General features: G+C 45.6%; 13 protein-coding genes. 5 read left to right on the top strand and 8 right to left on the bottom strand.

From position 1 onward, the window contains the following. Positions 1-23: 23 nt before the first annotated feature. On the bottom strand, positions 24-1793 hold the full coding sequence (locus BMZ72_RS05095) for a right-handed parallel beta-helix repeat-containing protein (RefSeq protein WP_089805887.1): 1770 nt from the start codon (positions 1791-1793) through the stop codon (positions 24-26). 164 nt (positions 1794-1957) lie between these two features. Here BMZ72_RS05095 and BMZ72_RS36490 point away from each other — a divergent pair, with 164 nt between their 5' ends. After that, positions 1958-2101, top strand: coding sequence for a hypothetical protein (locus BMZ72_RS36490; RefSeq protein ID WP_218155204.1), 144 nt, complete (start codon positions 1958-1960; stop codon positions 2099-2101). A 57-nt stretch (positions 2102-2158) separates the two neighbouring features. Here BMZ72_RS36490 and BMZ72_RS05090 read toward each other — a convergent pair whose 3' ends face one another. Beyond that, entirely contained in the window at positions 2159-3715 is a 1557-nt protein-coding gene (locus BMZ72_RS05090) for a hypothetical protein (RefSeq protein ID WP_089805885.1), read from the bottom strand. Between the two features lie 503 nt (positions 3716-4218). Between BMZ72_RS05090 and BMZ72_RS05085 the strand changes: the two genes are divergently transcribed. The 3 genes from BMZ72_RS05085 to BMZ72_RS05075 all read left to right on the top strand — a co-directional run bounded on the left by BMZ72_RS05085 (position 4219) and on the right by BMZ72_RS05075 (position 11173). Continuing rightward, positions 4219-5490: an epoxide hydrolase family protein gene (locus BMZ72_RS05085; protein ID WP_089805883.1), complete on the top strand. Its 1272-nt coding sequence runs from the start codon at positions 4219-4221 to the stop codon at positions 5488-5490. Positions 5491-5523: 33 nt separating this feature from the next. Continuing rightward, positions 5524-5946 carry an organic hydroperoxide resistance protein gene (locus BMZ72_RS05080; protein WP_089805881.1) on the top strand — a complete coding sequence of 141 codons (423 nt, stop codon included), beginning with the start codon at positions 5524-5526 and terminating at the stop codon, positions 5944-5946. A 343-nt stretch (positions 5947-6289) separates the two neighbouring features. Further along, entirely contained in the window at positions 6290-11173 is a 4884-nt protein-coding gene (locus tag BMZ72_RS05075) for a PKD domain-containing protein (RefSeq protein ID WP_255373112.1), read from the top strand. Positions 11174-11315: 142 nt separating this feature from the next. Here the strand turns inward: BMZ72_RS05075 and BMZ72_RS05070 are convergent, their stop codons facing one another. The 4 genes from BMZ72_RS05070 to BMZ72_RS05055 all read right to left on the bottom strand — a co-directional run bounded on the left by BMZ72_RS05070 (position 11316) and on the right by BMZ72_RS05055 (position 20398). Next, entirely contained in the window at positions 11316-11774 is a 459-nt protein-coding gene (locus BMZ72_RS05070; RefSeq protein ID WP_089805877.1) for a TolB-like translocation protein, read from the bottom strand. Between the two features lie 64 nt (positions 11775-11838). Beyond that, the gene (locus tag BMZ72_RS05065; RefSeq protein ID WP_089805876.1) at positions 11839-16356 is read right to left on the bottom strand and encodes a ubiquitin carboxyl-terminal hydrolase; all 4518 of its coding nucleotides are present in this window, start codon (positions 16354-16356) and stop codon (positions 11839-11841) included. 189 nt (positions 16357-16545) lie between these two features. After that, positions 16546-16935 (bottom strand): hypothetical protein, encoded by a 390-nt coding sequence (locus BMZ72_RS05060; protein WP_143087604.1) that lies wholly within the window; start codon positions 16933-16935, stop codon positions 16546-16548. Positions 16936-16969: 34 nt separating this feature from the next. Then, positions 16970-20398 (bottom strand): ThuA domain-containing protein, encoded by a 3429-nt coding sequence (locus BMZ72_RS05055; RefSeq protein ID WP_089805872.1) that lies wholly within the window; start codon positions 20396-20398, stop codon positions 16970-16972. Positions 20399-20706: 308 nt separating this feature from the next. Between BMZ72_RS05055 and BMZ72_RS05050 the strand changes: the two genes are divergently transcribed. Continuing rightward, positions 20707-21480 (top strand): NUDIX hydrolase, encoded by a 774-nt coding sequence (locus BMZ72_RS05050; RefSeq protein WP_089805870.1) that lies wholly within the window; start codon positions 20707-20709, stop codon positions 21478-21480. Here the strand turns inward: BMZ72_RS05050 and BMZ72_RS05045 are convergent, their stop codons facing one another. Together BMZ72_RS05045 and BMZ72_RS05040 are read right to left on the bottom strand one after the other, a co-directional pair. After that, entirely contained in the window at positions 21481-23667 is a 2187-nt protein-coding gene (locus BMZ72_RS05045; RefSeq protein WP_089805868.1) for an SGNH/GDSL hydrolase family protein, read from the bottom strand. A 766-nt stretch (positions 23668-24433) separates the two neighbouring features. Then, on the bottom strand, positions 24434-26119 hold the full coding sequence (locus tag BMZ72_RS05040; RefSeq protein WP_089805866.1) for an RluA family pseudouridine synthase: 1686 nt from the start codon (positions 26117-26119) through the stop codon (positions 24434-24436). Positions 26120-26324 lie beyond the last annotated feature (205 nt).

Genomic DNA, 26324 nt, shown 5'->3' with positions numbered 1-26324 from the left:
AATAAAAATATAGTCTGTTATCATTATTTCCGCTGAAGTCTGTTACCAGACACGGATACACCGGAACAGTCAACAAATTTCAATACACTGTCTATTGACGATGCATTGTAAACTATGTTACCTGTGATCTTTATGTTGCTGGTACTCTTTGCTTCCAGCAAACGGTTGTCATGTAACCAGAAAGTATTGCCCGATACTTTTATGTTACTGTGCACGGCGGTGTTACCACTGACTGTATTTTCCGGGTGAACACTGATAACTGGCTCTCCGCAATGGTGAAATTCGTTTTTACGGATGGTCAGGTCTTTCACCATACCCGATTCAAACCAGCCGGAAGCATCATCATTGATAAAAATGCCGCTCATACGGGTGTTTTCAAAGCGGTTGTTCTCAATCAATATTTTACGCCGGGTGGTGGTCAGGATACCACGGGTAGGTATCCGGTTGATAGTGGTATGATGTATCCAGACTTCAGGCGTTGCGCTGACGTTTTCTACTGCATCACCAGGTTTCACATCGGAAGATATGGGTCCGGACAGGGTAAGAAGGAACTCTTTGTCATTGATCTTTTCTACTGCCTGTACCTGATTATCCTGTATCTCCAGCAGACTTTCCCGGCCGATGAATGCTATACTGTCATTGGCCGCAAATGCATCAAAACCAAATGTCTGTCCGTGGGCGAATTGTACCTTTATTTTATTACCATGCTGAATGTCAGTGATCTGTAGATGAATACCATGTACATTGATCGCGTCATCATTCGCGGCAGAAAGGTAGGCATTGGCTACCTCGATTTTTCCGCTACAACCTGCAAAGTGCAGGATATCGGCCCAGGCAGCACAGGTACGGCCTGATTGCGCATCAGGTTTCACCACTACCCTGTTCATACGGATATTCTCACAATACTGGCTGACTACGCCCATACCGTGCATAAAATAGAGTCTGATGTTATCGAGTTGAATGTTTTTGCTGTATTGCATAAAAAAGGCGGCACAATCGCGTGTGACGTCACGGTTCTGATAAACGAGTCCTTTTTTAAATCCTGCTTCTTTCTTAAAGTAGATCCGGACTGCCCTGTCTTTCAGTTGTACAAAACGAAGCGCTTCCATCGGCATATTCATACGGGACAGGTCGTCAATCAGCGGGTTTAGTACCTGCCAGTAACCATCCGGCTGATATTGCCAGCCATCTCCTATCCAGGTGATGATACTATCGCTGATGCTGTATTTTGAATCGGGATGAATCAGCGCATCTGCATAACCTTCTCCGACATTGGTGATCTGTAATTCGGATACTGTCGGACGATTATAATCAAAGCTCAATCCGGAAATATTAATATGATCACAATGGTTGACGAAGGTCTCTATCATCTTTCCGTGGAGGATCACTTTTGCGCCGGTACCCTCCACCTGCACATAGCGGCAGCTATCGAAGAGTAAGGCAATCGCCTTGGGCTCATAGGGCCTGTCATTCGTATTGGAAATATGTAATTGTCTTTTCTCAATATGGTCGCTGTAGAAATGATAGTTGCCCGGTGCAAACCTGATCTTTACGGGAGATTGCTGCGTACCATGCGCTTTGATGACCATAGACTGATCAAATGCGCCACCTGCGAGTACTTCTACCGTTGTACCGGGACCGAGTGTTTCCAGGCGTTTAAAACTCTTCCAGGCCTGTGTACTGGCAGTACCCTTGTTCTCATCATTTCCGGTCTCAGGATTGATATAATAAATGCGCTGGCAGTAGCTGCTCAGACTGAAGAGCAGCATTGTAATGGAGATCAGTTTTTTCATACGGGCCACTAAGTTAAGTATTCTGCTGAGTATTACAGCCTTTGTCGTTTGATAAGTTGATAAGCTTCGCTCTTAAATTTTGTATCTTTTACGGCACAAATAGCTCGTTCTTACTCCCTATTCTTTACAACAACCAGGAAGAGCAATCCCGTCTGATCTATTTTGTGATGAAAATATCTCAGGGTAATACGGGTATATACACATGGAAGAAATTCCCGGGAAGCATCAACAGGGAAAAGGTCCGTGAATCAATGGAAATCATTTATGATATCGGGACCATCATTCCCAACTGGGGATGGGTAGGGTGAATATGATATGGGGGAGATATAGTGAGGTGAGTGGATCATCCGCTCACCTCATTATATTTAGTAAATCCTTATTGGCTCTACAGAAAAACTCACGATACCGGTTGTCACTTCATAGGTATTGTAAGCTGGTATTACAATAGGAATAGCTCCTGGCAGTGTGATAGTAGTCAATCCTGTAATAACCGGCGAGCGGAAATCCAGTACGCCTTCGAACAACTCTTCAGAACCAAGCGTGGTTTTAGAGGTATAGGTTTCTGTATGGGTGGTCGTCTGACTTGCACCGAACTTACCTCCTATCTTCACCTTCTCACCCGTGTTAACATTGATCTCAAAGTTATTACTGTAGGTGGTAGTGTGTGTTACAGTTCTTGTGACCTCTTCTGAGGGATCAAATTCTGAGACCACGAATTTCCATACATTGCCATATATTTCCAGGTCCCAGGGTAAGATCTCTATGTTGGGATGATATTCAACGGGCGTCACGCTTTGTATAATATAAAATTGCACGGTACCAAACAGGATGATGTCGTACTTCTCCGCGTGAAACAGTTCTTCTCCACGGACCGTAAAGGCCTTTTTCAATTCCTGTCCTACTGCGTTCTTTGAATTAACAAAGATGCTGATTCTGATCTCGAGGTTACCATCTGTCCATACAGGCTCGTCTCTTCCATGTAAGCCCAGTGTCGTTGTCGGGTCATTTGCATGATCACTTACCAGATTGTAATGTTCCGGTTTCAGGAATTTGAATGAGGTAATAAATTCGCTGTAACGGTTTGTAAACTTTCCTGTATCCACACCCGGTTTAATACCATAATAAACGAAATCTCTTTGCCATTCCGCACCAGATGAGTAGGCCTGTAAATTGATAGGGTCTACTGCAAGCGTTACCCTTCCTGCGTCTGCCGGAGACTTTTTATGTACGCCATCAAAGGCTTCATCTGCAAAGCTGAAAGAATAGTTGCTATTCCTATAATAGCTGGCAGCTTGCTGACGTGCCTGCGGGTCAGCAAAATAATTAGGCGCGTCATTCACCACTACGCGCTCATTGGTTTTCACTACCAGCACGGGGAAGCCAGGAATATACTTTACCGGCACTTTTTGTTCATTCCCTTTGCCATCATAAAAACTCATGTCCGCATTAGCCTGTTGTTTAAGGGCGACCAGTGGTATGTCTGTACCTGTGTTCCAGTTGTCAGCAGAAAAGCCATTCGGTAATGCTGGCATGAAGATCGTCAGCAAGGGCAGCTTCTCACAGGCCGTCTCAAATGCCTCGGGATCATCTGCATATTCCGCTAAGATCTCCCGGATGGTGTGTCCATCGATCCGGGTGTCTTTCACCGCCTGGAACAGAATATCATAATCCCGGTCAAATTGTTTGGTGGCCTCTGCTTTGATAAAATTACGCAGGGCCGGTTCTGCCTGAACTGCTTTGGCCAGTGTCTTTGCAAAAGCAACTCTGTAAGCATCATCAGGGTCAACACGAAGCGCAGGTACTGCTGCGATCTGCTCCGGCGTAGTCTCCTTTTTACAGGCGTTAAAAGGCAAAATGGAACAAAGGGTCAATAGGAAAGTAGCTTGTACTTTCAGTAATTGAGGGTTTACACGCATGTTCATAGAAAGGGTTTTTTAGTGTCTCATATGGGTTAAAAAAAGCTGCGCTAATATAGAAAAATATCATCAATGATATTTACTCATAATAGCAACAGCTATGAACGCAATACTGTACGCACATTCGCATGATACACTCTGTAAACAACAGGGCTGTCGCAATGATAGTTGACGGTCCTACCCGCCTAAAAGAATCACAATTGATATTTAATAGTTCTCTTAAAAAATACTTAACTTACTGTAAGTATTCAACTTACGTCGTATAACACTCTCCTTTCCAGATTTAATGGGGTACTGAGCACCTGACTACATTTAATAAACATACCGGATAACAACCGGTTTTAATCATCTTCCGAAAAAACGACACCTCGTTTGGAGGTCGGATAATTACGCATAGCCACAGGTCATTTTCGCTGGATCTTTCTTAATGATCAACAACTAACCAGTTACACAAGTGTATGATAATTACTTGTTGTGGAATAAGCATTTATGATCATAAAAAACAGACCATGAAAAAGAAAAATCAACTGACCATTGGTGGGATCTTCGCTACCGCCATGCTGTTATTTTCAGTGCCAGGTATTGCCCAGGACACCCAAAAGGGTACTGCCGCCATCCGTCCGTTTCAAGTTAGTTTTCCGGATGCTGATCTGGCTGATCTCCGGCGACGTATTCAGGCTACCCGCTGGCCGGAGCAGGAAACAGTTGCTGATGCGACACAGGGTGTGCAACTGGGCACCATGCGCCAGTTAGCTGCTTACTGGGCAAAAGATTATAACTGGCGTAAAATAGAAGCGAAACTGAACGCGCTTCCGCAATTCATTACAAACATTGACGGTGTAGATATACATTTTATACATGTACGTTCGAAAGTTAAAAATGCACTTCCGGTTATCATTACACATGGATGGCCGGGTTCTGTATTAGAGCAGCTCAAAGTGATTGCACCACTTACCGACCCTGCTGCCTATGGCGGTAAAGAGGAGGACGCTTTTGATGTGGTCATTCCTTCACTGCCGGGTCATGGCTTCTCCGGTAAACCAACCGGCACCGGTTGGGATCCTGTTCGGATTGCACATGCCTGGATCACACTGATGAAACGCCTGGGGTATAACAAATATGTGGCGCAGGGAGGTGACTGGGGTGATGCGGTAACGGAACAAATGGCACTTATAGCACCGCCTGAATTACTGGGTATTCATGTCAACATGCCGGCGACAGTTCCTGCTGATATTGCCAAAGCGCTGAAATTTGGTGATCCTAAACCTGCAGGCCTCTCTGAGGATGAGTCGCATGCCTATGATCAACTCAGTTTCTTTTATGCGCACGGACTGGGTTATGCGATCGAAATGAGCAATCGTCCGCAGACACTTTACGGACTGGAAGATTCACCTGTCGGACTTGCGGCCTGGATGCTGGATCATGATGCTGCCAGTCACGCGCTGATCGCCCGTGTTTTTGACGGTCAGCCGGAAGGATTGACCAAAGATGATATCCTTGATAATATCACCTTATACTGGCTGACTAAAACCGCTATTTCCTCCGCCCGTTTATATTGGGAGAATAAGCTGGTCTTCTTTGATCCGAAAGGGGTCAAAATACCGGCAGCCGTCAGCATATTCCCTGATGAGATCTATGCTGCACCACGCAGCTGGACAGAGAAAGCATACAGCAATCTGAAACACTTCAATAAACTACCCAAAGGCGGTCACTTTGCCGCATGGGAGCAACCCGCATCGCTGACAGCAGAATTGCGGGAATCATTCAGGTCATTGCGCTAATTCTTCTATTTAATCACCATAAGATCACTAACAATGGCAGCAACAAAAAAAGTACTCTACACTGCGAAAGTGCATACGGCAGGTGGACGCGCCAATGGGCTGGCACGCAGCGACGACGGACACCTGGAAGTCCGGCTCTCTACTCCCGGCACCGGTAGTACCGGTACTAATCCTGAGCAACTGTTTGCAGCCGGCTGGTCGGCATGCTTTGAAGGCGCTATGGATATCGTAGCGAATAAAATGAAGATCACACTGCCACCTGACGCTGCAATTGATGCCGAGGTTGATCTCTGTCTGACAGGTGCTGACTTCTCCATCCAGGCCCGTCTGAATGTTCATTTACCTGGTTTAAGCCAGGAAACAGCCCGGCAGCTTGTTGACTTATCACATCACGCCTGCCCCTATTCTAAAGCCATTAAGGGGAATGTGGACGTTACAACGACCATTACGGTGTAGGTCTAATACTTTATCATCACATCAGCAGAAATCATCCACCGGAAGTATCAGAGATATCTTTGATACTTCCTTTTTTTGTATTCTTCCGGCACTGGATATCAGGCAAAAGACAAACATTATTTACCGAAACACAAAAAAATATTGATTAGGACATCTAACAATCAATTAGCATATAATATTTAAACTATCTCTTTGACACACATATTCAATCAACTGACAGAGACAACATGCTCTACTGTTAGACACACCGCGCCAGACCAAACGTAACTCACTCATACTGTAACACTTGTGTGCTATAATTGGGATTTGGAATTTCGTTACTTTCATATCCGAACCATATACTATGTCCTTCAAAACCATGACCATGTCAGGCAATGCCCTCGCATTTGCGCTGCTTTGGAGTGCCATGTCCTTAACCAATTCTGTCCATGCTCAACTAAAGGCGGATTTCACTCCAGGCAAAACAAGTGACTGCGAAAGTCTGATAACCACATTTACTGATAAGTCAACCGGCAATCCGATCTCCTGGCAATGGGATTTTGGCAATGGCTTTACCTCCAACGAGCAAGGTCCGAGCGCAGCCTATACCTCTCCGGGTATTTACAAGGTGATGCTTACCGTAAAAGATGCCGCAGGCAATTCCAGTAACATTACCAAAACGGTTACGGTATGGGAGAAACCCAAACCGGATTTTACCGCCAGTCCTGCTACCGGTTGTATGCCACTCGAGGTAAAGTTTGCGGATAGATCCGATCCTGTAGATGGTAAGATTACTACCTATACCTGGGATTTCGGGGATGGGGCTATCGGTAATGGCAGTAATCCTGTGCATGTCTATAATAATGCATTATCTCCCACTGTCACGCTGACTGTCACCAATAGCAATGGCTGTACCGCTTCCAAACGGATCAGTAAGATCGTAGATGTCTCCGCAGCGCTGAAAGCCGATTTCAAAGTATCTGATAAATTCCTTTGTACAGCGCCCGGTGTACTGACCATTGACAATACCAGTACCGGACCGGGCAATCTTACCTACAAATGGGATTTCGGGGATGGGGCCACCGCGACAGGGAATAACCCTGGTTCGCATCAATACATGAAGAAAGGCGTTTATCGTATTAAGCTCACCGTTACCAGTGATAAAGGATGTATTGACACCAAAACATCTGAAGATATTAATGTAGCCAATTTCCAAACAGATTTCCAGGTGCCTGCAAAAATCTGTGAAAACAGTTCCGCCACCCTGAGCGCCAGTAATACGCCTGTTGCTGATAACATCAGCTGGAGTGTTGATAAAGGCAGCATCATCGGCAATGGTACTACGGCTCAGTATACGCCTGATAGCGCCGGTACTGTGAAGGTGACGATGACAGCTGAATATGGGAAATGTAAAGAAACTATCAGCAAAGTACTGACCATCATTGCCGCACCAAAGCCTGCATTTACAAGTGAGATAAAGCCTATCTGTGATGCGCCTGTTACCGTGAAACTGACAAACAAATCGGAAGGCGCCAATAGCTGGCACTGGGACTTTGGTAACGGAGCAACATCTGCACAGCAACATCCTTCTCCTGTATATAATACCTTAGGTTCTTTTGATATTAAGCTCACTGCCAGCAGTAGCACGGGTTGTGTATCCTCGGTACAACAGACCGTCAATCTGGCTAAAACGGAAGTGTTTACATATGCCAGCAAGCCGGAAGGTTGTGTAGGCTTAACGACCCGTTTCAGCGCCTATATCAGCATCGGTGACAGTATTATCAGCTATGCCTGGGACCTGGCAGATGGTACTCAATCAACAGAAGCAACGCCCACACATACCTATGACAATGAAGGCACTTATCCTGTAACGCTGACCTATCTGTCAAAGAATGGCTGTAAAGGAACTGTCAGCCTCTATTCCATTAATTCCATCAAGGTATATATAAAGCCCAAACCTGATTTCTCCTCTCCGGAAGCACCGGAGATCTGCGGTAACAATACCGTGCATTTTAAGGGTACAACGGACGTGGGTAATGGATGGTCCTGGGACTTTGGAGATAATACCGCTCCTGGTTCGTCTCAGAATACCACCCATAGTTATAAAAAACCGGGAACCTATTCTGTTACGCTGACGGTATCCAACCACAGTTGTACTGAAAAAATAACAAAACCGGCGTATATCACCGCTGTCAATCCGTTCCCCCGTTTCGTGATGCAGTCGGTGGATTGTAACAACCGCACAGAAGGCCGTTTTGAAGATAAATCTATTGGTGATGTTACCAGCTGGAAATGGAGCTGGGGAGATGGAAAGGAAGAAACTTACACGACGAAAACAAGCCTCTTAAAACACGACTTTAAAACAACCGGTACCTATAAAGTGAAGCTTACCGTATCCAACGGCAGCTGTACCAGTTCTGACTCGATGAACGTTACCGTATACGCACCATCACCTATTACCATCACTACAGATAAAACAACGCTATGTGGCAGTGATACCCTGAATGCCAGCGTAACTTCCATCAACAAAAACATCTATGGTTTAAATGTATGGTCTTATGTATGGACGTCTTCAGATGGTACGCCTGCTTACTGGAACAGTGCCGATTATCAGCGCACGGCATTTAGTCATCTGCAACCCGGCGCTGATACCATCCGTTTTGTAGCGTATAATGTACAGGGATGCCCTGATACCAGTAATAAAGTGGTGGTGAAAGTACACGGACCAGTAGCTAAGTTCCTGGTTCCCAGTGTTCCTGAATGCCGGGGTGCAACACTTGCTTTTACTGACAAAACAGATGTTTCAAAGGGCAAGCCAATCACTACCTGGTCATGGAGTTTTGGTGATGGTACAGCGCCAAAAGTATTTACTGCACCTCCTTTTAAATATACCTACGACAAATCGGGTATTTACTATCCGAAGTTGACGGTCACCGATCAGGATGGTTGTACGAGTACGGCCGCCGGTCCTTCCTTACAGGTGAATGGTCCGAATGCTGACTTCACACCCAGCGCATCACTGATACCTCCGGGTGGCAATGTGCAGTTTTTTAATAATACAACGGAGACAGGCGGTACGGCTACCTATCACTGGGATTTCGGAGATCAGGCTACTTCTGCGGAATTCAGTCCGGTTAAGAACTATCCTGATAAAGGCAGATATACCGTTAAACTGCTCGTAAAGGACAATAACGGTTGTACAGACAGCGCACAGAAACAGATCAAGGTATCCAGTGTCGGTGCGGGCTTTACCGTGACAACTGCCTTTGTGAATAACAGTGGCTGTCCACCGGTGATTGCGCGGTTTACCAATACTTCTACCAATTATGTTGATTCCTACTGGGACTTTGGCGATGGCAGTTTCTCTACCATCAGTAATCCTTCGCATACCTATACTTATGCCGGCAGGTATAAGGTCAAACTACGGGCTATCGGTGAGGCGGGCAATGAAGATGACTATGAACAGGAAGTAGAAGTAAAAGGCCCCTACGGGACTATTACCACCTCCTCGCTGGGCGGTTGTCTGACGAAAGATATTGAGTTCAAAGTAACCGCTGTTGCCGCCGTTAATTTTGCATGGGACTTTACAGATGGTATCGTTAATGAAACAACAGATTCTACCATTAAACACACCTTTAAGAATCCCGGTATTTATAAGCCGCGTCTGATCCTGTCGGATCAGGCAGGATGTAAAGGTACTGCCTTCCTGAAGGACCCTATTGTCATAGACAAATTATCCGTGGAAATGACGCCATCGCAGCAGTTTGTATGTGATGAAGGATGGGTCAGCTTTACACCGGTATTTAATAGTTTCTCTATTGACGAACTGAAAAAAGAAGCGAAATATACATGGACCTATGATGCGGGTATTGTAGCAGAAAATGATACGACTGCTACGCCACGTTTCTACCTGAATAAAACCGGGGAATATAACTTTACGCTGAGCACCACAACGGCTTATGGTTGTACGCAGACGGTCAGCAAAAAGATCGCCGTTCATCCTAAACCAGCAATAAGCATTACCGGTCCGGAAAAGGCCTGTGTGGATGTTCCGGTAAGTTTTGGCGGCCATGTAACGACTCCCCAGGATATGACCTGGAACTGGAGCTTTGGTAACGGTAGTATCGGTAATGTTCAGCAACCTGCCGAACAGACCTATCATCAATCCGGTCTTTCGGATGTACAGCTGATTGCTACTACGAAGGATGGTTGTATTGATACGGCTCACCACAGCATCAATATCGTACCTAAACCAGTGGTTACGACCAATGCCGGAAACAATATCCTGTGTCTGGGCAGCAATACCACGATCAGTGCAACTGGTGGCGTTACTTATCAGTGGTCGCCCGCAGCGCAACTGAGTGATTCCAATACAGCGGCTCCCCTTGCGAGTCCGACTGTCAGTACGACTTACCAGGTAACTGTCACAGATGCCAATGGCTGCGTTAATACGGGCGATGTAAGCATTCGTGTGGTACAGCCTTTCGATATGCGTGCGATGCCCGATACGGCTATTTGTCTGGGACAATCGCTGGCATTAAGAGTAGAGGGTGCGGATAGTTATGAGTGGAAAGGACAGGGACTGGATAATACGCACAGTGCATCTCCCAATGTCTCTATCACGGCTCCCGGTAATTATTCCTTCCAGGTAAGCGGTCATGATCTGGCAGGCTGCTTTACACGTGATACATCTGTAGCAGTGACCGTACATGCACCGCCCACTATTGATGCAGGTCCTGATCAGACGGTAATGGCAGGCAAGCCGGTTAAACTGGGCAGAAGTGGTAGTCCGGATATCGTAAAATGGAACTGGACGCCGGCGCAGTACCTGAACTGTGCTACCTGTGCGACACCGGAAGCCATGCCGAATCTTTCTACAACCTATGTCGTAGAAGTGGAAAATAAATACGGTTGTAAGGCGACGGATGATGTATTGGTAAAAGTGACCTGTAATCAGGATGCTATCTTCCTCCCGAATGCCTTTTCACCCAACAGGGATGGCAAAAATGAATGGTTCTATCCCAAAGGACGGGGTGTGAAGGAAGTCGTGAGTATGCGTGTATTTGACAGATGGGGTAGTCTGGTGTTTGAAAGAATGCATTTCCAGATCAATACTGCTACCTCCGGATGGGATGGCACGTGGAAGAATGAAGTAGCGCCGATCGGGACTTATGTATATTCTATTGAGACGATCTGCGAAGAAGGCGGCACCTTTATGTTTAACGGTACGGTGACGATCGTTAGATAAATGTACTGGCTTTCAATATAAAAAAGCAGCAGAAGGATATTATTCCCTGCTGCTTTTACTTTTTTACTGTCTAAATTTGTCTATCACTTTAGCGTCTACCCAGTAGATGTCCTGTCTGCTGGTATAGAATAAATACTTTCCATCAGCGCGGACCTGCATTCATCGGCACTGACCAGCGATCGCCTTTCTTCTTTACATACCAGATATCATAGTCTTTCTTTTTGCTGCTACTATCCAGTGGGCGATCCGAGATAAAGAAGAGTTTACTTTCATCAGGTGACAACATCGGGTCGTTATAACTGTATACCTTATCGGACAGTATTGTTATGGGTGTTATCCATTGTCCGCTAACCAGTTTCGTATATCTTATTTCGGCTTTACCATTGCTGTCAACAGCAAAATAACACTCCTCTCCATTCGCTGAAAATATGGATCCGAATTCATGTTGATCGGGCAATGAGATAAAGTCAGGTGCAAATTTGGCCGGGGCCGTACCAGGCGGCTGTTGTCCCAGGTATTTGCCGGATCGCTTTATTGGTTGTTGCGCAAAGGCAAGAATCTGGGATAATATTGTGAGTGTTAACAGTAGTGATCTTAGCATGTTTTTAACTTTAAAAACAGATTGATGCTGATTAGAAAATGTATCTCCGGTTACTTTATTCTATCTACATGAAGAAATATTCCTGTTGCTCATTAGTATCAGAAACAACTCCTGTAACCGGTGTCTCTTTTTTGTCTTCTTCTTCTTCTTCCATGTGGGCGTCCTGGCTTACAACAGGCTGTATATCCCGGGGAGGCGCCATATGCGTACGAAAATAGGTATAGATATATGCGTTATTAATGTCATGCGTGAATGTTCCTTCTTTGTCAGATTCTCCTAATGTTGAATGTTCAACCTGGGCATCTTCTGCTTTCAGCCAGCTGTCGCCTTGTTTTTTATGCATCCAGTAATGCCCTCCACCGCGGGTATCACCCTGATGATAGACAAATCCCTGCAGTTCATAGAAATGCTCCATTCTTGTCCCCCCATCATCGGAGATCTGGCTAAATTTCAATGGCATCTCAAATGGTCTGCTAATTTTCTGCAGATCATTTCCGAAACGATTTAATGCGATTGTCAATACAGCTGGCAGACGTTTGAATATTACCACTTCTTCCATCTTTGTTACACTATGCCATTGATCATTCATGACAGCCCATTCCATGCCGGGCTGGAATGAATACTGACGTTTCGGATATTGCAGCCAGTCGGAAAGCCCCTGTGCATTGTCAACTGGTACGTATAGTATATTTTCAGGCGCCTGGTCTGTCGTTTTTTCATTATCTACCCACTGCACAACACCTGGATCTATAGGCCAATCATAAGAATGATCAGGAGGTATCTCAGTGATGGTGCGTTTGTAGCTACTCAGGACTTTAAACGTTTCGTCATATTGTTTCCTGTCACCCACCAGCAGCGGTTCAATTTCATCCATCAGTTTACCAAGCAGCTCAGTAGCATCTTCTTGCCCACCCATTGTCTGGACCCGGTTCAATGCAAATAAATACAAGCGTAACTCTCTGACATCTACTCTTCTGATCCTCTCTGGTTTACCGATTTTATTTATAAAATCCCGTACATCGAAATCCAGTGCCAGAGTCTGATAAGCGGGTAGGGTCAAGAGCTGACATAATGAATTCAGGAAACAATCATTCCCCCTGTTAGGTATTCCTCCAAAGAGCGCAAGCTCCCGGGGAGTATCTTTCAGATCTTCCTCATAAACATCACCAGAAAAATTCCTGTCATGCTTTGTGCGTACCTTATGCGTCGTGCCGGTATTACCTGCAAGTTCCACGAACAAGTTATAATTACTCCTGATATTTACCTGTTTCTTCCCCTTATCCGTTGACTCGTCCTCCATCATTGCATTCACATATACCCCCATCTGCTCCAACAGACCTTGTAACAAAACCGTTGTCAATTCGGATTTTAATCTTAGAAATTCCTCCATCACCATATGACGGTCTATCAGTAGAGGGTCTATCAGCACTTCAAAGGTTTCATCTATTTTATCCAAAGAAGATTTTTGTACATATTTTCCCAGGACCTCTCTGGCCTCCTTTGAGGCCTCATTCCCCATACCCTCGCCTCTGGTATTGAGTGCATTTATTTTTTCCTCTTTGAGGATCATCCGTACGTCCTGAATATGTTCCAGGAGCTTATTATCGTGCTCCTCACGGATTGAATAGATATCCGACCATATCTGATAAAGCGCAGTCGTGATATATGCTTCTCTTGCCTGATAGACTTCAAACATTTCCGTGGAGATATCCATTCTTTTCTTTTTGCCAGCTATTACTTTATCTATGTTTATCATCAGCTGGTTCATAAATATCTGGGCGTTTTCCGGAATCACTCCTAGTTTCCTTACTTGCTGCACTTCAGCAAAACGTGCCTCGAGGTAATCAACCTGCATTTTGGGGTATAAAGTTATGTCTTCCCGGATCCTGGCCATCCCATTAGATATCTGAAGATATCTCAGGTCAAAGAGATTCAGATTGGAGGGATCGTTATTAAAATACCCTTTATTGCCCGCAAACGCGTTACCGACAGATTTGGCATTCTCTTTCGGAGATACGACGAGCATAACTGGTACGTGATCACTAAAAGCGAACCAGGCATCTGACATTTCCCGGTTATCGCTTTCCATATAAAACGGTATACCGGTAACTGGGTCTATGATCCCGGTCTGATAGGTTTTGGATGAAGACTTATCAACGATAAAGTAATCTGCGCTTTGCAGTCCCAGGCTATTTTCATTCGTACCAGTCATTGAGCGCACATCTTTCATCTTTTCCTTACTAAGTGTATCCTTAAAATTATACGGCTCGTCTGTTAAGGGATGTACCATGTTCCTGATCTCGTTCATTTTTCCCGTTACATAAGGCTCTTCTTCTTCCTCTTTCTTTTTCTCTGTCGCTGTATCTTTCTTTACGTCCATCTCAGGTTTTGCATTAGTTACCACTCCAGTTTCATTATCTGTCTTTGCCACTGTCTCAGGCTGCATCTCAGTGTCTACATTAGTTAATTCACCACTTTGCATCTCAGTCTTTGAATCTGTTCCTGTACCCGGTTTCATGCCCACCTTTCTGGTCGTTTCAACCCTACCGGATTTACCCACATTCCTGCCGACTGTCAGCCCCGGCCGTTTATTGAGCTCCGATCTCTCCATTTTGAAGCCATTTTCATCCTGGTAGTTATTACCCTCATATTGCAATGTAGGCGGACTCGTGATCAATGCTTCCTCTGCGATGTAATAATCACCACCAATAACCAATTGTGCATTGTTACCAGCGGCCTGGTCCCTCAGTGCTGGTATGGATTCGCTCAGTTGATTCACATAAATCTCTCTTCTGTCAAACTCGTCGCCATGCGGACTTGTATGAACCATTCCAAACCACACGTCCTTCCCGGCGGGCGCGTTATTTCCTTCCGACATGCCCATGATAATATCAGTGCCTTCTTCCTCCTTTTTTTCTGTTTTTAGCGCGAATTTGTGTACGACAATAGGTCTGAACATGTAATATCCACCCAGCCCGGGATTTTTAGTCCATACTATGTCCTCCCCGTCCTCCACCGGAACAATTTCCGTTCCACTGACGATCATGGCTCCTTTATATTCAAATACGCCGCTATTAAAAGCAACAGGATAATACTCTATCTGTCCATTGCGCAGGTAGTCGGTCTTTGGACCTAATCGCGTATACGCCTCAGAGTGATCCCAGCGATCCGCTACGCTATACCGATCCTTTTTCTCCACCAGGTATTCAGGTATCCGATCTTTCTTTTCCGCGAACATGTTATGTACACTGACCGCATCTATAAGGAGTGGTACGCTTATCGAAATAGACTGGAGACGTGGCCCTTTTTCTACCTGTATGCCGCTGCCTTTAGGTTCTTCTTTTGTCTTCCCTTCCAGCTTTTGCTTCATTGTATCAACCCCTTCGCCTACTTCGTTGAAGCCCATAATGAGGGAGGGATGCTGTTTTAACAGACTTCTGGAATGCGCCAGTATGTAATGTTTTTTCAGGGAACCGGCAATCTCTTCGATGATAGTATATTTTCCTCCATAATACTTGTTAGACTTACCGACCCTTTCCAATATATACTTCAGGTTACCGATAGCATCCATCAGGAGACTGACCTCCGTAATATTGGTGAAAAGTGGCAGTTTTCCAGTATACCTGGCGAGTACATTCAGAAATTCTTCGATCATCCCGGAAGTACGATCATACATTATATATTCTTTCATGTCCCTTACGCCACCGTTTGGTGCGAATTCCCTTATTTTAGCTATTATTTCTTTCTCACTAAGGTTTTTGCCCTCCCCAAAATGGTTCAGGTTCCAGGCGACAAATTTCAGCGGTTCATCCGGACCGATAGGTTTTACTTCCTGCTCAACAGTTGTAAGGTCTTTTACCTGCGCATCATTTTCTTTCACTTCTTCCAGCGCCTCATATGCTTCTTTCTCCTTAAGATCCCTCATCACCTTGTCTTTTTTCTTTGGCCGTTTTACGTCCCTTACAGGTGATGCTTCCCGTTTACGCTTCTTGCTTCGTGTCCTGGGTTTGGCATTCTTCTGGTCGGTAAGCACCCCAAGCAGCATTTTCAGTTCATTGAAAACTTTACCATCTACGTCCATGGCATTCATCGCTTTTTGCACAGCGGCAATCACATTATCGATCGGAACATATTTAGGGGGCTTCCCTCCGATACTAATGGTCATTCTACCATTAGCGGGACGCCTCACTCTGGGAGGCTTGATAACTTTTATCAACTCATCATGCTCCATCGATATCACGACATCGTTTTTCCTGCCTCTGCCGGGTGCTGTAATCAGTAGCTTTTTAAGCTGAACCACCGGGCCAGCGGCCATTGCGGTGTTACCTGACCTGAGTTGGAATGGCTGTACGCCGGGAAATGCAGCGGGTTCGTTGTTATTGTCTGCCGGCAAGGAGAATTTAGCAGGAATAGCGGCATCCTCTGCCAGTTCTTCCATACCTGCTTCTTCCCCTTGTTTATCTTCCGACATTTTTTGAATAGCAGGTACTGCCGGTCTCGAAACGGCCGGATTATTCGAATGATGTGCCACTGCACGGTCCTTGTTATGGACAGTCTTTTCGCTACTATGTTCGAGGGGCATAAGGTTTTATGGACAATTTTATTAATGCTAATTTACCAAAAAACGGGCTTATTACCGTAAGTATCAGGCAACTGATAATATAGTCCTTATAGTCAGAAAGGCTATCTTCTTCGTTGATCTTTCGTTCATAAACGAAGGACTAACGAAGAAGATAGCCTTTCTGACTACTTTCTACTACTAAGATACGGCTTATTTAGCCACCTTTACCCTGTCTGCCAGGGCATCAAACATTCCTAACAAACCACCAGTGGCATGGTCTTCGTCTTTCTTCTTCAGATTCATATAAACATCGTAGCCGCTTGCATTAAAATAAACGGTTACCTCTTCACCAGCCAGGGCAACGGAATCTAATTTAGAGATCTGATTGCCGGTGGTATCCAGTACGACTCCGGCCAGTTTTCCTTCTTTATCTTCCAGGTGCAGCACCATTTTTGCATCGCCCTGTGGTGTTCCTTTCACCAGTACGTTCCATTTACCAAGAAAATAATCAGCACCACTTTTAGATTGTGCATTGACGCATGCCGACATTGTGATGAACAATGTGCTTAGCAGAAAAATTGATTTTACAGTCTTCATCATATGGAAATTTAGGTTTAATAAGGGTGAACGGTATTTAATCAGCCATTCTGAAAGTAGTATTCAGCACAATCATCAGGGATGATCCGGGCGCGGCGTCCTTGTTTTTGAATACCAGATAGATATCATGGAAACCATCTGTAGGTGTAACGGACAACTGTGTTGGCTTGCCACCGAACATAGCGCCTCCCGGTGCATCACCAATAAACGGTGTCTGTCCGAGTAATTTCCCATCCGGTGTATCTATATGCAATTCAATAATACCTCCGGCTGCATTGATCTGCGCCTTTGGCGCCATCGCCATGAAATCTATCGCGGTGATACCTGTCAGGTCGATGTGATTTAAACCGATATAACTACCTGATTGCACCGGGATAATAAAGCTGTTGCCGCTAAAGCTCATCTTCGTTGCATCCTTTACGATATCGTATTTTGTGGGATTGATACTTGGATTGCGTAAGGCGATGGAATCTACGGAGGTAATGCCGGGCAGACCATTGCTGCCTTTGTCTGTATAGGTCGCATTAAAGACAAACAGACCAGTGCCCTTCTCTCCTGCCGGCAGCTTTGCTGCGTAAGTGCCTGTTACCGGTAATGATTTAACAGCGGGTTTTGGTTTGGACAGATCGAGAATGTATCTGATCATTTCAGCGGCATCATCTGCGGACAACTGCGGATGCGCCGGCATCGCTACATCTCCCCATACACCTTTGCCACCTGAGAGGGTCTTTTTTACGAGTTTTTCGAGGATACCGGTATTTCCCTGGTATTTCTTCGAAACCGCGAAATATGCCGGTCCTATGGACTTTTTATAATCAGTATGACAGGCCCTGCAATCACTGGCATTGAGCAGCTTCAGTCCTTTTGTATTTACAGTCGCAACCGGAGCCGCTTTATGGCCCGTCGGAGGTGCAGGATTGTCCTGTCCGGGCATCACATAATCAATGTTGACTGCTATATCCGCAGGTTTGATCTTTCCGCCGGATAAAGAGCCGTCTTCCTTGTCCTTTACATCGACTTTATAGGCATATGTCTTATCAACTGTAAAGAAACTTTTATTATTGCTACCAAAATCGATCCTGACATCAGGCGCTTCGTTACCTGCTGTCAGTTCGATGGATTGCACCGATGTGCCGCCTTTCCCGTCTGATACGGTCAGACTGGCCTTATAAAGGCCCGCTTTGGCAAAAGTGATCGCTGCATCCTGTCCGGTGATGGTCTTCGCATATCCGTTCTTTGAAGTGACCTTCCATACATACTTCAGGGTATCGCCATCCGGATCACTGGTACCTGCGGCAGAAAGATTCACCGTTAAAGGAATAGCGCCACCTGCTTTATCAGTTGACATACGGATCATCGGTTGTCTGTTACCACTGTTGTATTCAATACGGATCAACCTCGCATCATCATTCGCAGAAAACCAGCCAGAACCGTACTCCAGCATATACAGGTCGCCGTTGCCGGCAAATTCCATATCCATCGGATTGCTGAATTTGTAGCTGGGCATTACTCTTTCCATTGATACATAGCTCCCTTCCTTATCGAGTGTTACGGCCATGATCCAACCCCTCATCCATTCGTAGATCAGCAGTTTGCCGTCATAATAGTTTGGGAAAGCACGTTGTGCCTTTTTGAAATCATCGCTATAGAAAACAGGTCCCGCCATGGCGCTCCTGCCACCGCTTCCCAGTAGTGGGAACTCTTTCGATACCCCATAAGGATACCAGATGAAGGCTTTTTGTGCAGGCGGTAACTCATTAAGACCTGTATTATTGGGAGAATTATTGATCGGTTTTGAAGGATCAAATTTGCCACCCACCTGCTCATTTGTAAAATCGACTTTTGGATAGGCGATGTTATCTCCGACAAAATAGGGCCATCCGAAGTTACCCGGTTTTCTTGCCTGGTTGATCTCATCATGTCCTGCTGGTCCTTTCAGTGAATCATCGCTGGCGTCAGGACCTATTTCGCCCCAGTATAAGAAGCCGGACCTTTTATCTACCGCTAATCTGAAAGGATTTCTGTCACCCATGACATAGATCTCCGGACGGGTCTTCGCTGTACCTTTAGGGAACAGATTCCCTTCCGGAATCGTATAAGAGCCATCCGGCTGCGGTTTGATACGAATGATCTTACCCCTTAAATCATTGGTATTGGCAGAAGATTTCTGGGCATCCCAGGGCGATCTTGCTGTACGTTCATCAATGGGTGCGTAGGTCGTTGCCCGCGGACTTGTATTATCTCCTGTAGATAAATACAGGTTGCCTTGTCTGTCCCAGTCAATCGAGCCTCCTGTATGACAACACTGTTCACGTTGCGTCGGTATTTCCAGCAATACCTTTTTTGATCTGAGATCCAGTACATCACCGTTTAATGTATACCTGGTGAGGATATTCTGTGATTTAGCAGGATCAGAATAATACAGATAGATCCAGTGATTCGTCGCAAAATCCGGGTCCTTATTCAGTCCCAGTAATCCGTCCTCTGCTTCCGATTCTTTGCCTTCTTTATCTTTATATTTCGTGCTTACAGGAATTGTGGCAATGGTCTTTAACTGTTTGGTCTTCGTATTATACAACTTCACTGCGCCATGCCGTTCGATAAACATGATGCGGCCGTCATTCAGCACAGCTATTTCCATTGGTTCATTCAGCTTTTCTGCCAATACAACTTTGGTAAACCTGTTTTCTTCGGGTTTCGCTTTTGAATAATCTAATGCAACTGGTGCATTGGCGCTCATAGCATATTGCAAACCAGCGTACAGATGTTTTAAAAACAGTTCTTCTTTGAATGTTTCATCTGTATGTCCCATGTTGGTGTAGAAGGAACGGCCACCATCAAAATCATGGTACCAGCTCATCGGATGGTCATCCCCGTTCTTACCGCCGACATAGCTTTTCTCGTCAATCTTTACCAGGGGATGAATACCAGGGTCGATCTGTTTAAAGCTGTAAAATTCATCCATGCGTTGAAAGGTGTCAGGCATTTCCTTTGTGGCAAAGCTATTCTTAGCCGTCACGTAGAATTTACCTTTCTGGACGTTGTTGGGCATAGGATGATCGAGGAACCAGGCGCCTACGAGACGACCGTACCATGGCCAGTCGTATTCACAATCTGTGGCGGCATGTATACCTACAAAGCCTCCACCGGCCTGTATGTATCGTTCAAACTCCTGTTGCTGCGCATCATTCAACACATCGCCTGTGGTGTTGAGGAAAACGACGGCATTGTATCTTTTCAGATTCGCGGTGTTGAAGAACAGGGCGTCTTCGGTGAAGTCGACCGCAAAGTTCTTTTCCGCAGCCATTTTCGAAAAAGCTGCCTTTCCTGGTTCAATAGAAGAATGCCGGAAGCCCTCTGTTCTGGAAAACACAAGCACACGTAGTGACTGTGCATTGGCATAGATCGTTCCGAAAGTTCCAATAACTGATAACAGCATAAAAGTCCATAGATCTCTCCTGACCATGATTTTGATATTTTGTCGTGATGGTTAAACGTGGATACTAAGGTTGTCATCAACAGGGTTAAGCTCCGATTACATAGCAGACAGCAGGATTGAAACAGCACAAGCATCCGCTTACTGTTCAATCCTGTGTGATTGAGCAAGCACTTTCATAACGTATAAATGACGGAATAAATCTAAGTGGAGTTTATCAATCAGCAAAATTTATTTCGTCAAAATGACAGAATATATAACTTTGGGAAAGGGACAATAAGCTAAATAGCTGACACTGAACCAGGTAAAGTAACACATTTACCGCACAACTGTTGATTATGGGTACAAACGATTTAGACACTGCTTATTTTGATGAACAGCTGTATGTCAGAAATGTGGCTGTCGACAATGTGATCTTTGGTTATCATGACCGGGAGCTGAAGGTTTTACTGCAAAAACCTAAGCTACTGGATAAATGGACCGTAGCGGGTGGTTATATCCTCAAAACGGAGTCCGTTGAAGAAGCGGCGCATAACATTGCCTTTATGCGGACGGGCCTGAAAGATCTTTTCCTGGAGCAATTTAAAACGTTTGGTAGTCCGACGAGAATAAAAGACGAATGGCTGGACATAGAGAAGGTTTTTGCAAATGCGGGTTTAAATCCGCCGACAGAAGCCTGGATCCGGGATTATAGCGTATCTATCGCCTTTTACACACTTACGGAGTTCTCCTTAGTGACCGTACAGAAAGCCTCTTTTGATGAGGCGATTGAATGGTGGCCGGTCGCGCAGCTACCTAAGATGATGTTTGATCACGCACTGATCATTGAAGAAGCCTTAAAGGCCCTTCAACGGGACATCTATCACTACCCTATCGGATATGAACTCCTGCCCCGGAAGTTTACGCTGCCGGAAATTCATAGTCTGTATGAGACTATTCTGGGTAAAACACTGGACAATCGCAACTTCACTCGGAAGTTGCTTTCAACCGGCATTATCAAAAAGCTGGACGAAACCAGAAACATTGGTGCACACCGCTCCCCTTTCCTCTACAAATTTGAGAAGAAGCGGTATGATGCTGCGTTGAAGGATGGCATCTTTTTAGGCTTTTAATTATTGCTTCAACAGCTTCAGGTGATGCCTGCCTTCATCGATGATGATAATATACAGTCCCCGTGCCCACAGACTGGCATCAATACTTTTGCCTGTCTGGAACTGCGGATTACAATAGATCATTCTTCCTGCCGCATCGAATATCCGTATATCGTGGTTATCGGATGTTAATCCGAGTAACCAGGCATTTTCCCTTACCGGATTCGGTGCGATGCGCACTGATCCTGTCTCATTCGTATAGTATGTATCAAAGCGTTGGCTGCGGGCTATACTGAGCGTGCCCGGGAAAGTGATCTTTACTACACTGCTAAAGAATCGTCTGTTATCGTGTGTCAGCATATTCAGCCGGTAGGAAACGGCGCCAGTCTGTGTTACCGGGTCCTGGAAGGTATACGACCTTGCTGTTGTTGCATTACCAGCGGCATTAACGGTACCTATTGCCGTCCAGACAGCCGCATCCGGACTACGCTCTACTGTGAAACTCTTTGTATTCTTTTCTGCGCTGGTCGTCCACCGGAGTTGTGCCTTTGTTTGCTGTAAAACAACACTGAAGCTCGCTATTCTGAAAGGTTGCGTGTACATGGTGTCAGGCATGCCTTTTATCACCGTACTGAAGAAATGAAGGCCTGTTGTTGTCTCCATATTCAATCTGTAGTATTGCAGCCGGTTGTAAATATTGGGATCGGTAAAGTTATAGAAGCGTGATCCCGGATAATTGCCTGCAGCAGCTAATGTGCCGACCGCATTCCAGTTCGCCGAGTCTGGGCTGCGCTCGATGATAAACTGCTTTGTACTTTTCTCGTTATTACTGTACCACAACAACTGCAGTTTATTCTGATTGGACTGTACCTGAAAACTGGTAATATTAAAGTAAGTATTGGCGCCGGAAGCCGTATCAGGGATGCCCCGTACGATACTACTGTAGATGTAGTGTGTATCAGCGACAATTACATTCAGTCTGTAGAACTGTTTCGTTTTATGTAAGGTCGTATCCAGATAAGTATATGATTTACCCGTGCTTTCATTACCTGTTGCGGTAACATTACCCAACACTGCAAACCGAAGCGAATCACTGCTCCGTTCTACTGCAAATCGTGTTACATTTCTTTCATATCCGGTCGTCCAGTTGACCTGTAGCTTATTGGTATTATTGCTGACGGTCAGTGCTGTTAATGTGACCGGTATCTGCGGTTGTGCTGGAATTCCTCTAACAATACCAGTATAAATATAGTGTGTATCTGCTACTATCACATTCAGCCGATAGAACTGCTTTGCCGTTTGCAAAGCAGTATCCAGATAAGTATATGATTTACCTGTGCTGTCATTGCCTGTTGCGCTGACATTACCAAGCACCGCAAACCGGAGCGAGTCACTACTGCGTTCTACTACAAACCTGCTGACGTTTTTCTCATATGCCGTCGTCCAGTTTAACCGGAACCTGTTGGCGGTATTCATCAGTGTAAAAGTCGTCAGCACCACAGGGATCTGCGGCTGTGATGGTCCTCCATTACAAAGCACATCCGGGATTCCTCTTGCCACAACTCTTGTGTATAATACATAGTGTCCTGCGTCATTCAAATGAATCCCGTCACCGTAGCTGTAAGCTCTTTTGATGGAATCATTTGGTTCGTTCATACCTGTCCAGAAATCAATAGACCTGTCTCCGAAATAAGAAAATGTCCAGTCACGCATGGCCTTCAAATTCGCTACCATTTGCGCGGAATAGTCATTTCTCGGTTGTGTCGTAGCGACCCATACCTTTACGCCGCGGGCATTTGCGGCGGTTATTACCCGTTGGTAATTCGCCTGTTGTTCTGCTAATGTATAACCTCTGCCGACGTCGTTCGTTGGCAAATTGATGATGATTGCGTGCGGCTGTAGTGATAAGGCTTTTGTGATGTTGTGTGCGGTGTCTGGCGATGGCCGCGATGCTGGTGGTACGTAGCCGGTCGGATTAATGTCGTAGGTTGTGTAATTGCCGACGGCGAGGTTGAATACCTGGTAGTTGGTGTTGATCGTTTTCAGATATTGTGTGTAGAGCGCGACCCAGCCGTGGTTGGGAGTTGCGCCCATGCCGGCGGCGGTTGATGAGCCGAGGATGACGATGCGGTAAGGAGTAGTGCAGGTCTGGGCGTAGCTGTGGGTGCTGTCAATGGCTAGCAACAGCAGTAGTAGTACTGTTCGCATATTGAGGTTTTGACAGGTGAGGAATTGTTGTGTCTTTGATGCAGGGGTGTTCGGAAAGGAAAATAGTTTGGGGGTGTATTAGCAATAACAGCGGGGTGAAATGAATTGTTGTGTTAATTTGCTTGTTGGGCGGGGATTCATATGATGATATGAGTTTGTTGTGTTGTTGTTTATTGCTTTGTCGTTTGTTGATTTGGGTGGTTGCTGCGGGTTGAAGGTGGGACGCCGGGCTGACGCCCTTTTTCGAGGCGGGTTATTGGGCGGTGGAGGTCGTGTTGGGCGGTAGGTTGGTGGATTGAACCCCTGACAGGCGGGGCAGGCTCGAAAAGGGCTAAGGCCCTTTGTCTCCACCTCAACCCGTCCGCGGATAATGCATGCTGTTTAAGTTACAGTCATTAGATATTAATAGGCTTACACTGGTTGATTAACTTAAAGGATACAATTTTGCTTTGTTACTCATTCATTCATTTATTCATTCATTTCTTCATCAGTCTGTCATCCATTCATTCTGCATATCAGCTTTCTGGTTCACTTTCTTTTATTACTGTGTGCTATTGCTTATATCTTTTCCTTATTACTTTTCGCCTCTGATTGTTACGTTCAGCTATCTTATCCCGGTTATTTCATACCTGTTGCATACCTGGTTGGGTATTAGAAGGTGACGGCTGCATCGAAACTCATCCTTTGATTGCCTTTCGTTTCTGGTTGTTACGTTCAGCTATCATGTGCTGTTTATTTTCATACCTGTTGCATACCTGGTTGAGTATTAGAAGGTGACGGCTGCATCAAAACTCATCCTTTGTTTGCTGAGGGGGTGAGTGAATTCAAGATGAGCGGCGTGCAGGTACATTCTTTCTGCGGCTGTGCCATAGAGGTCGTCACCGACGATGGGGGCGTTTAGTCCGAGTTCGTGGGCGGAATGCATCCTTAGTTGGTGGGTTCTTCCCGTGAGTGGCCAGAAGTCGATCTTTGTCATTGCGTCGTAGCGGGCAACTACCTTCCAGCGGGTGACACTCTTCTTTCCGGAGGTAAAACAGACCAGTTGTCTGGGACGGTTGAAGAGATCGGGGGCTAATGGGAGGTCTATCTCTCCTTCAGCGCCATCGATCACTTTGGAGAGTAGGGCGGTGTAACGTTTGCTGACGGTACGTTGCAGAAACTGACGCTGGATGTGTTTGTGCGCTGCCTGGGTTTTAGCGACCACCAGCAAGCCGGAGGTGTCCATATCCAGCCGATGAACCATCAGTGGTTCTATGTCTCCTAACTGGTGTTTCAGACGGGTGTAGACGGAGTCCTGGATAGTGACACCGGGAACGGAACGCAGACCGGCAGGTTTATTTACTATGACGAAAGCATCGTCCTGGTAAATGATGTCCAGTTCGCCGACTTTCTCCGGACTGCGTAATAAAGGATCTTCGTCTACAAGCATGCCCTCCAGCATATGGGCAAGGATTGGTTTGCACTTGCCTGTACAGGCCGGATAGAAATGTTTGTGTTTTCGGATCTCTGATTTCGGTGCGGCCCCCCACCAGAACTCAGCCATAGCGATGGGTGTGAACTGATTTACAAATGCGTATTGCAATAATTTGGGCATCGCACATTCACCTGCTGCGGAAGGTGGCTTGCCGAAAGGGGTAGCACTAAAGATGTCCTGCAGACTTTTGCTTTTACCTTCTTTATTCAGGAATACGTATTGTCTGAAGAGCTGTTGCTGTAAGGCGGCTGATCGTTCCTTGCGCTCATTCTTTAATGCTTCTATATCAGCTTCAAATTGCTCCAGGCGAATACGCATCTCCCCCAGCTGGTGTTCCCATCTGTTTGTGAGCGCTTTTAGCTCGTGTTTATCACGTAAGCTCTGTTTAACCAGGTCCGCTTCCGCAAGGGCATAATCCTCCTGATTCAGGGTAGTTGCCCATGCTTCGCGTAGCTTCTTCCGGTCGTCCTTATTGTCTTTTAATTGCTTTTTAAAGGCGGATATTTCGATGGAGGATTGAGCGGATAACTGCTCAATTTCCAGCTTCAGGCGTTCGTAATTTTCGTCTGTGCTGATTTCCGTGATACGGTTGTTGATATTGTTGATGACCTCCTGTTCTTTCAGGAAAAAGCTGTTTTCAACCAGCATATCAAAAACAGGTGGGACAAATTTCTGGTAATCATTGGTGCCTGCCAGTTTACCGGAGAAGGCGGACAAATAACCAAGCTTTCCTGCGTTGTCCTGTACGACCAGCACGCCAAACATTTTACCGATCACATTCCCTTCCATATCGGGGCTTAACCCGAAGTTATGATCAAGATCGGTCTGCGTTTCCAGGTAATGCTGGAGTTCGGTAGCGGCGATTCTTGTCAGGGGATGCGGTTCGTAATAGAAGGGAAAGGTAAAGCGTTCCGGTAGCGCGATCTCGTTGATTGACGTGTCCAGAAAATATGAAATCCTGCTTTGATGATAGTCCACCGGGTGTTTTTGCTTTATTTAGGCTGCAAATTTATTACTTCTGGCGCAATTGGCTAAAAAATTGACATTGTTGATTTTATGGGATCAGTGCAAGTGGCAACAAGCGCCGTAAAACACTGATTACAAACAGATAGTGGATAATTATCAGAAAAACAGGTTTGGGCACAGAGCGATGGGTGTACACCGCCCGTAGGAAATGACGCCG

Source organism: Chitinophaga sp. YR627 (assembly GCF_900114995.1).
In the GTDB taxonomy this organism is placed as follows: domain Bacteria; phylum Bacteroidota; class Bacteroidia; order Chitinophagales; family Chitinophagaceae; genus Chitinophaga.
The sequence above is the reverse complement of the archived record's forward strand: the minus strand, read 5'-3'. Positions and strand labels throughout refer to the sequence as shown.

Coding starts and splice junctions, on each gene's coding strand:
- BMZ72_RS05095 (WP_089805887.1), bottom strand. CDS start 1,793: ATGAAAAAACTGATCTCCATTACAATGCTGCTCTTCAGTCTGAGCAGC.
- BMZ72_RS05090 (WP_089805885.1), bottom strand. CDS start 3,715: ATGAACATGCGTGTAAACCCTCAATTACTGAAAGTACAAGCTACTTTC.
- BMZ72_RS05085 (WP_089805883.1), top strand. CDS start 4,219: ATGAAAAAGAAAAATCAACTGACCATTGGTGGGATCTTCGCTACCGCC.
- BMZ72_RS05080 (WP_089805881.1), top strand. CDS start 5,524: ATGGCAGCAACAAAAAAAGTACTCTACACTGCGAAAGTGCATACGGCA.
- BMZ72_RS05075 (WP_255373112.1), top strand. CDS start 6,290: ATGTCCTTCAAAACCATGACCATGTCAGGCAATGCCCTCGCATTTGCG.
- BMZ72_RS05070 (WP_089805877.1), bottom strand. CDS start 11,774: ATGCTAAGATCACTACTGTTAACACTCACAATATTATCCCAGATTCTT.
- BMZ72_RS05065 (WP_089805876.1), bottom strand. CDS start 16,356: ATGCCCCTCGAACATAGTAGCGAAAAGACTGTCCATAACAAGGACCGT.
- BMZ72_RS05060 (WP_143087604.1), bottom strand. CDS start 16,935: ATGATGAAGACTGTAAAATCAATTTTTCTGCTAAGCACATTGTTCATC.
- BMZ72_RS05055 (WP_089805872.1), bottom strand. CDS start 20,398: ATGGTCAGGAGAGATCTATGGACTTTTATGCTGTTATCAGTTATTGGA.
- BMZ72_RS05050 (WP_089805870.1), top strand. CDS start 20,707: ATGGGTACAAACGATTTAGACACTGCTTATTTTGATGAACAGCTGTAT.
- BMZ72_RS05045 (WP_089805868.1), bottom strand. CDS start 23,667: ATGCGAACAGTACTACTACTGCTGTTGCTAGCCATTGACAGCACCCAC.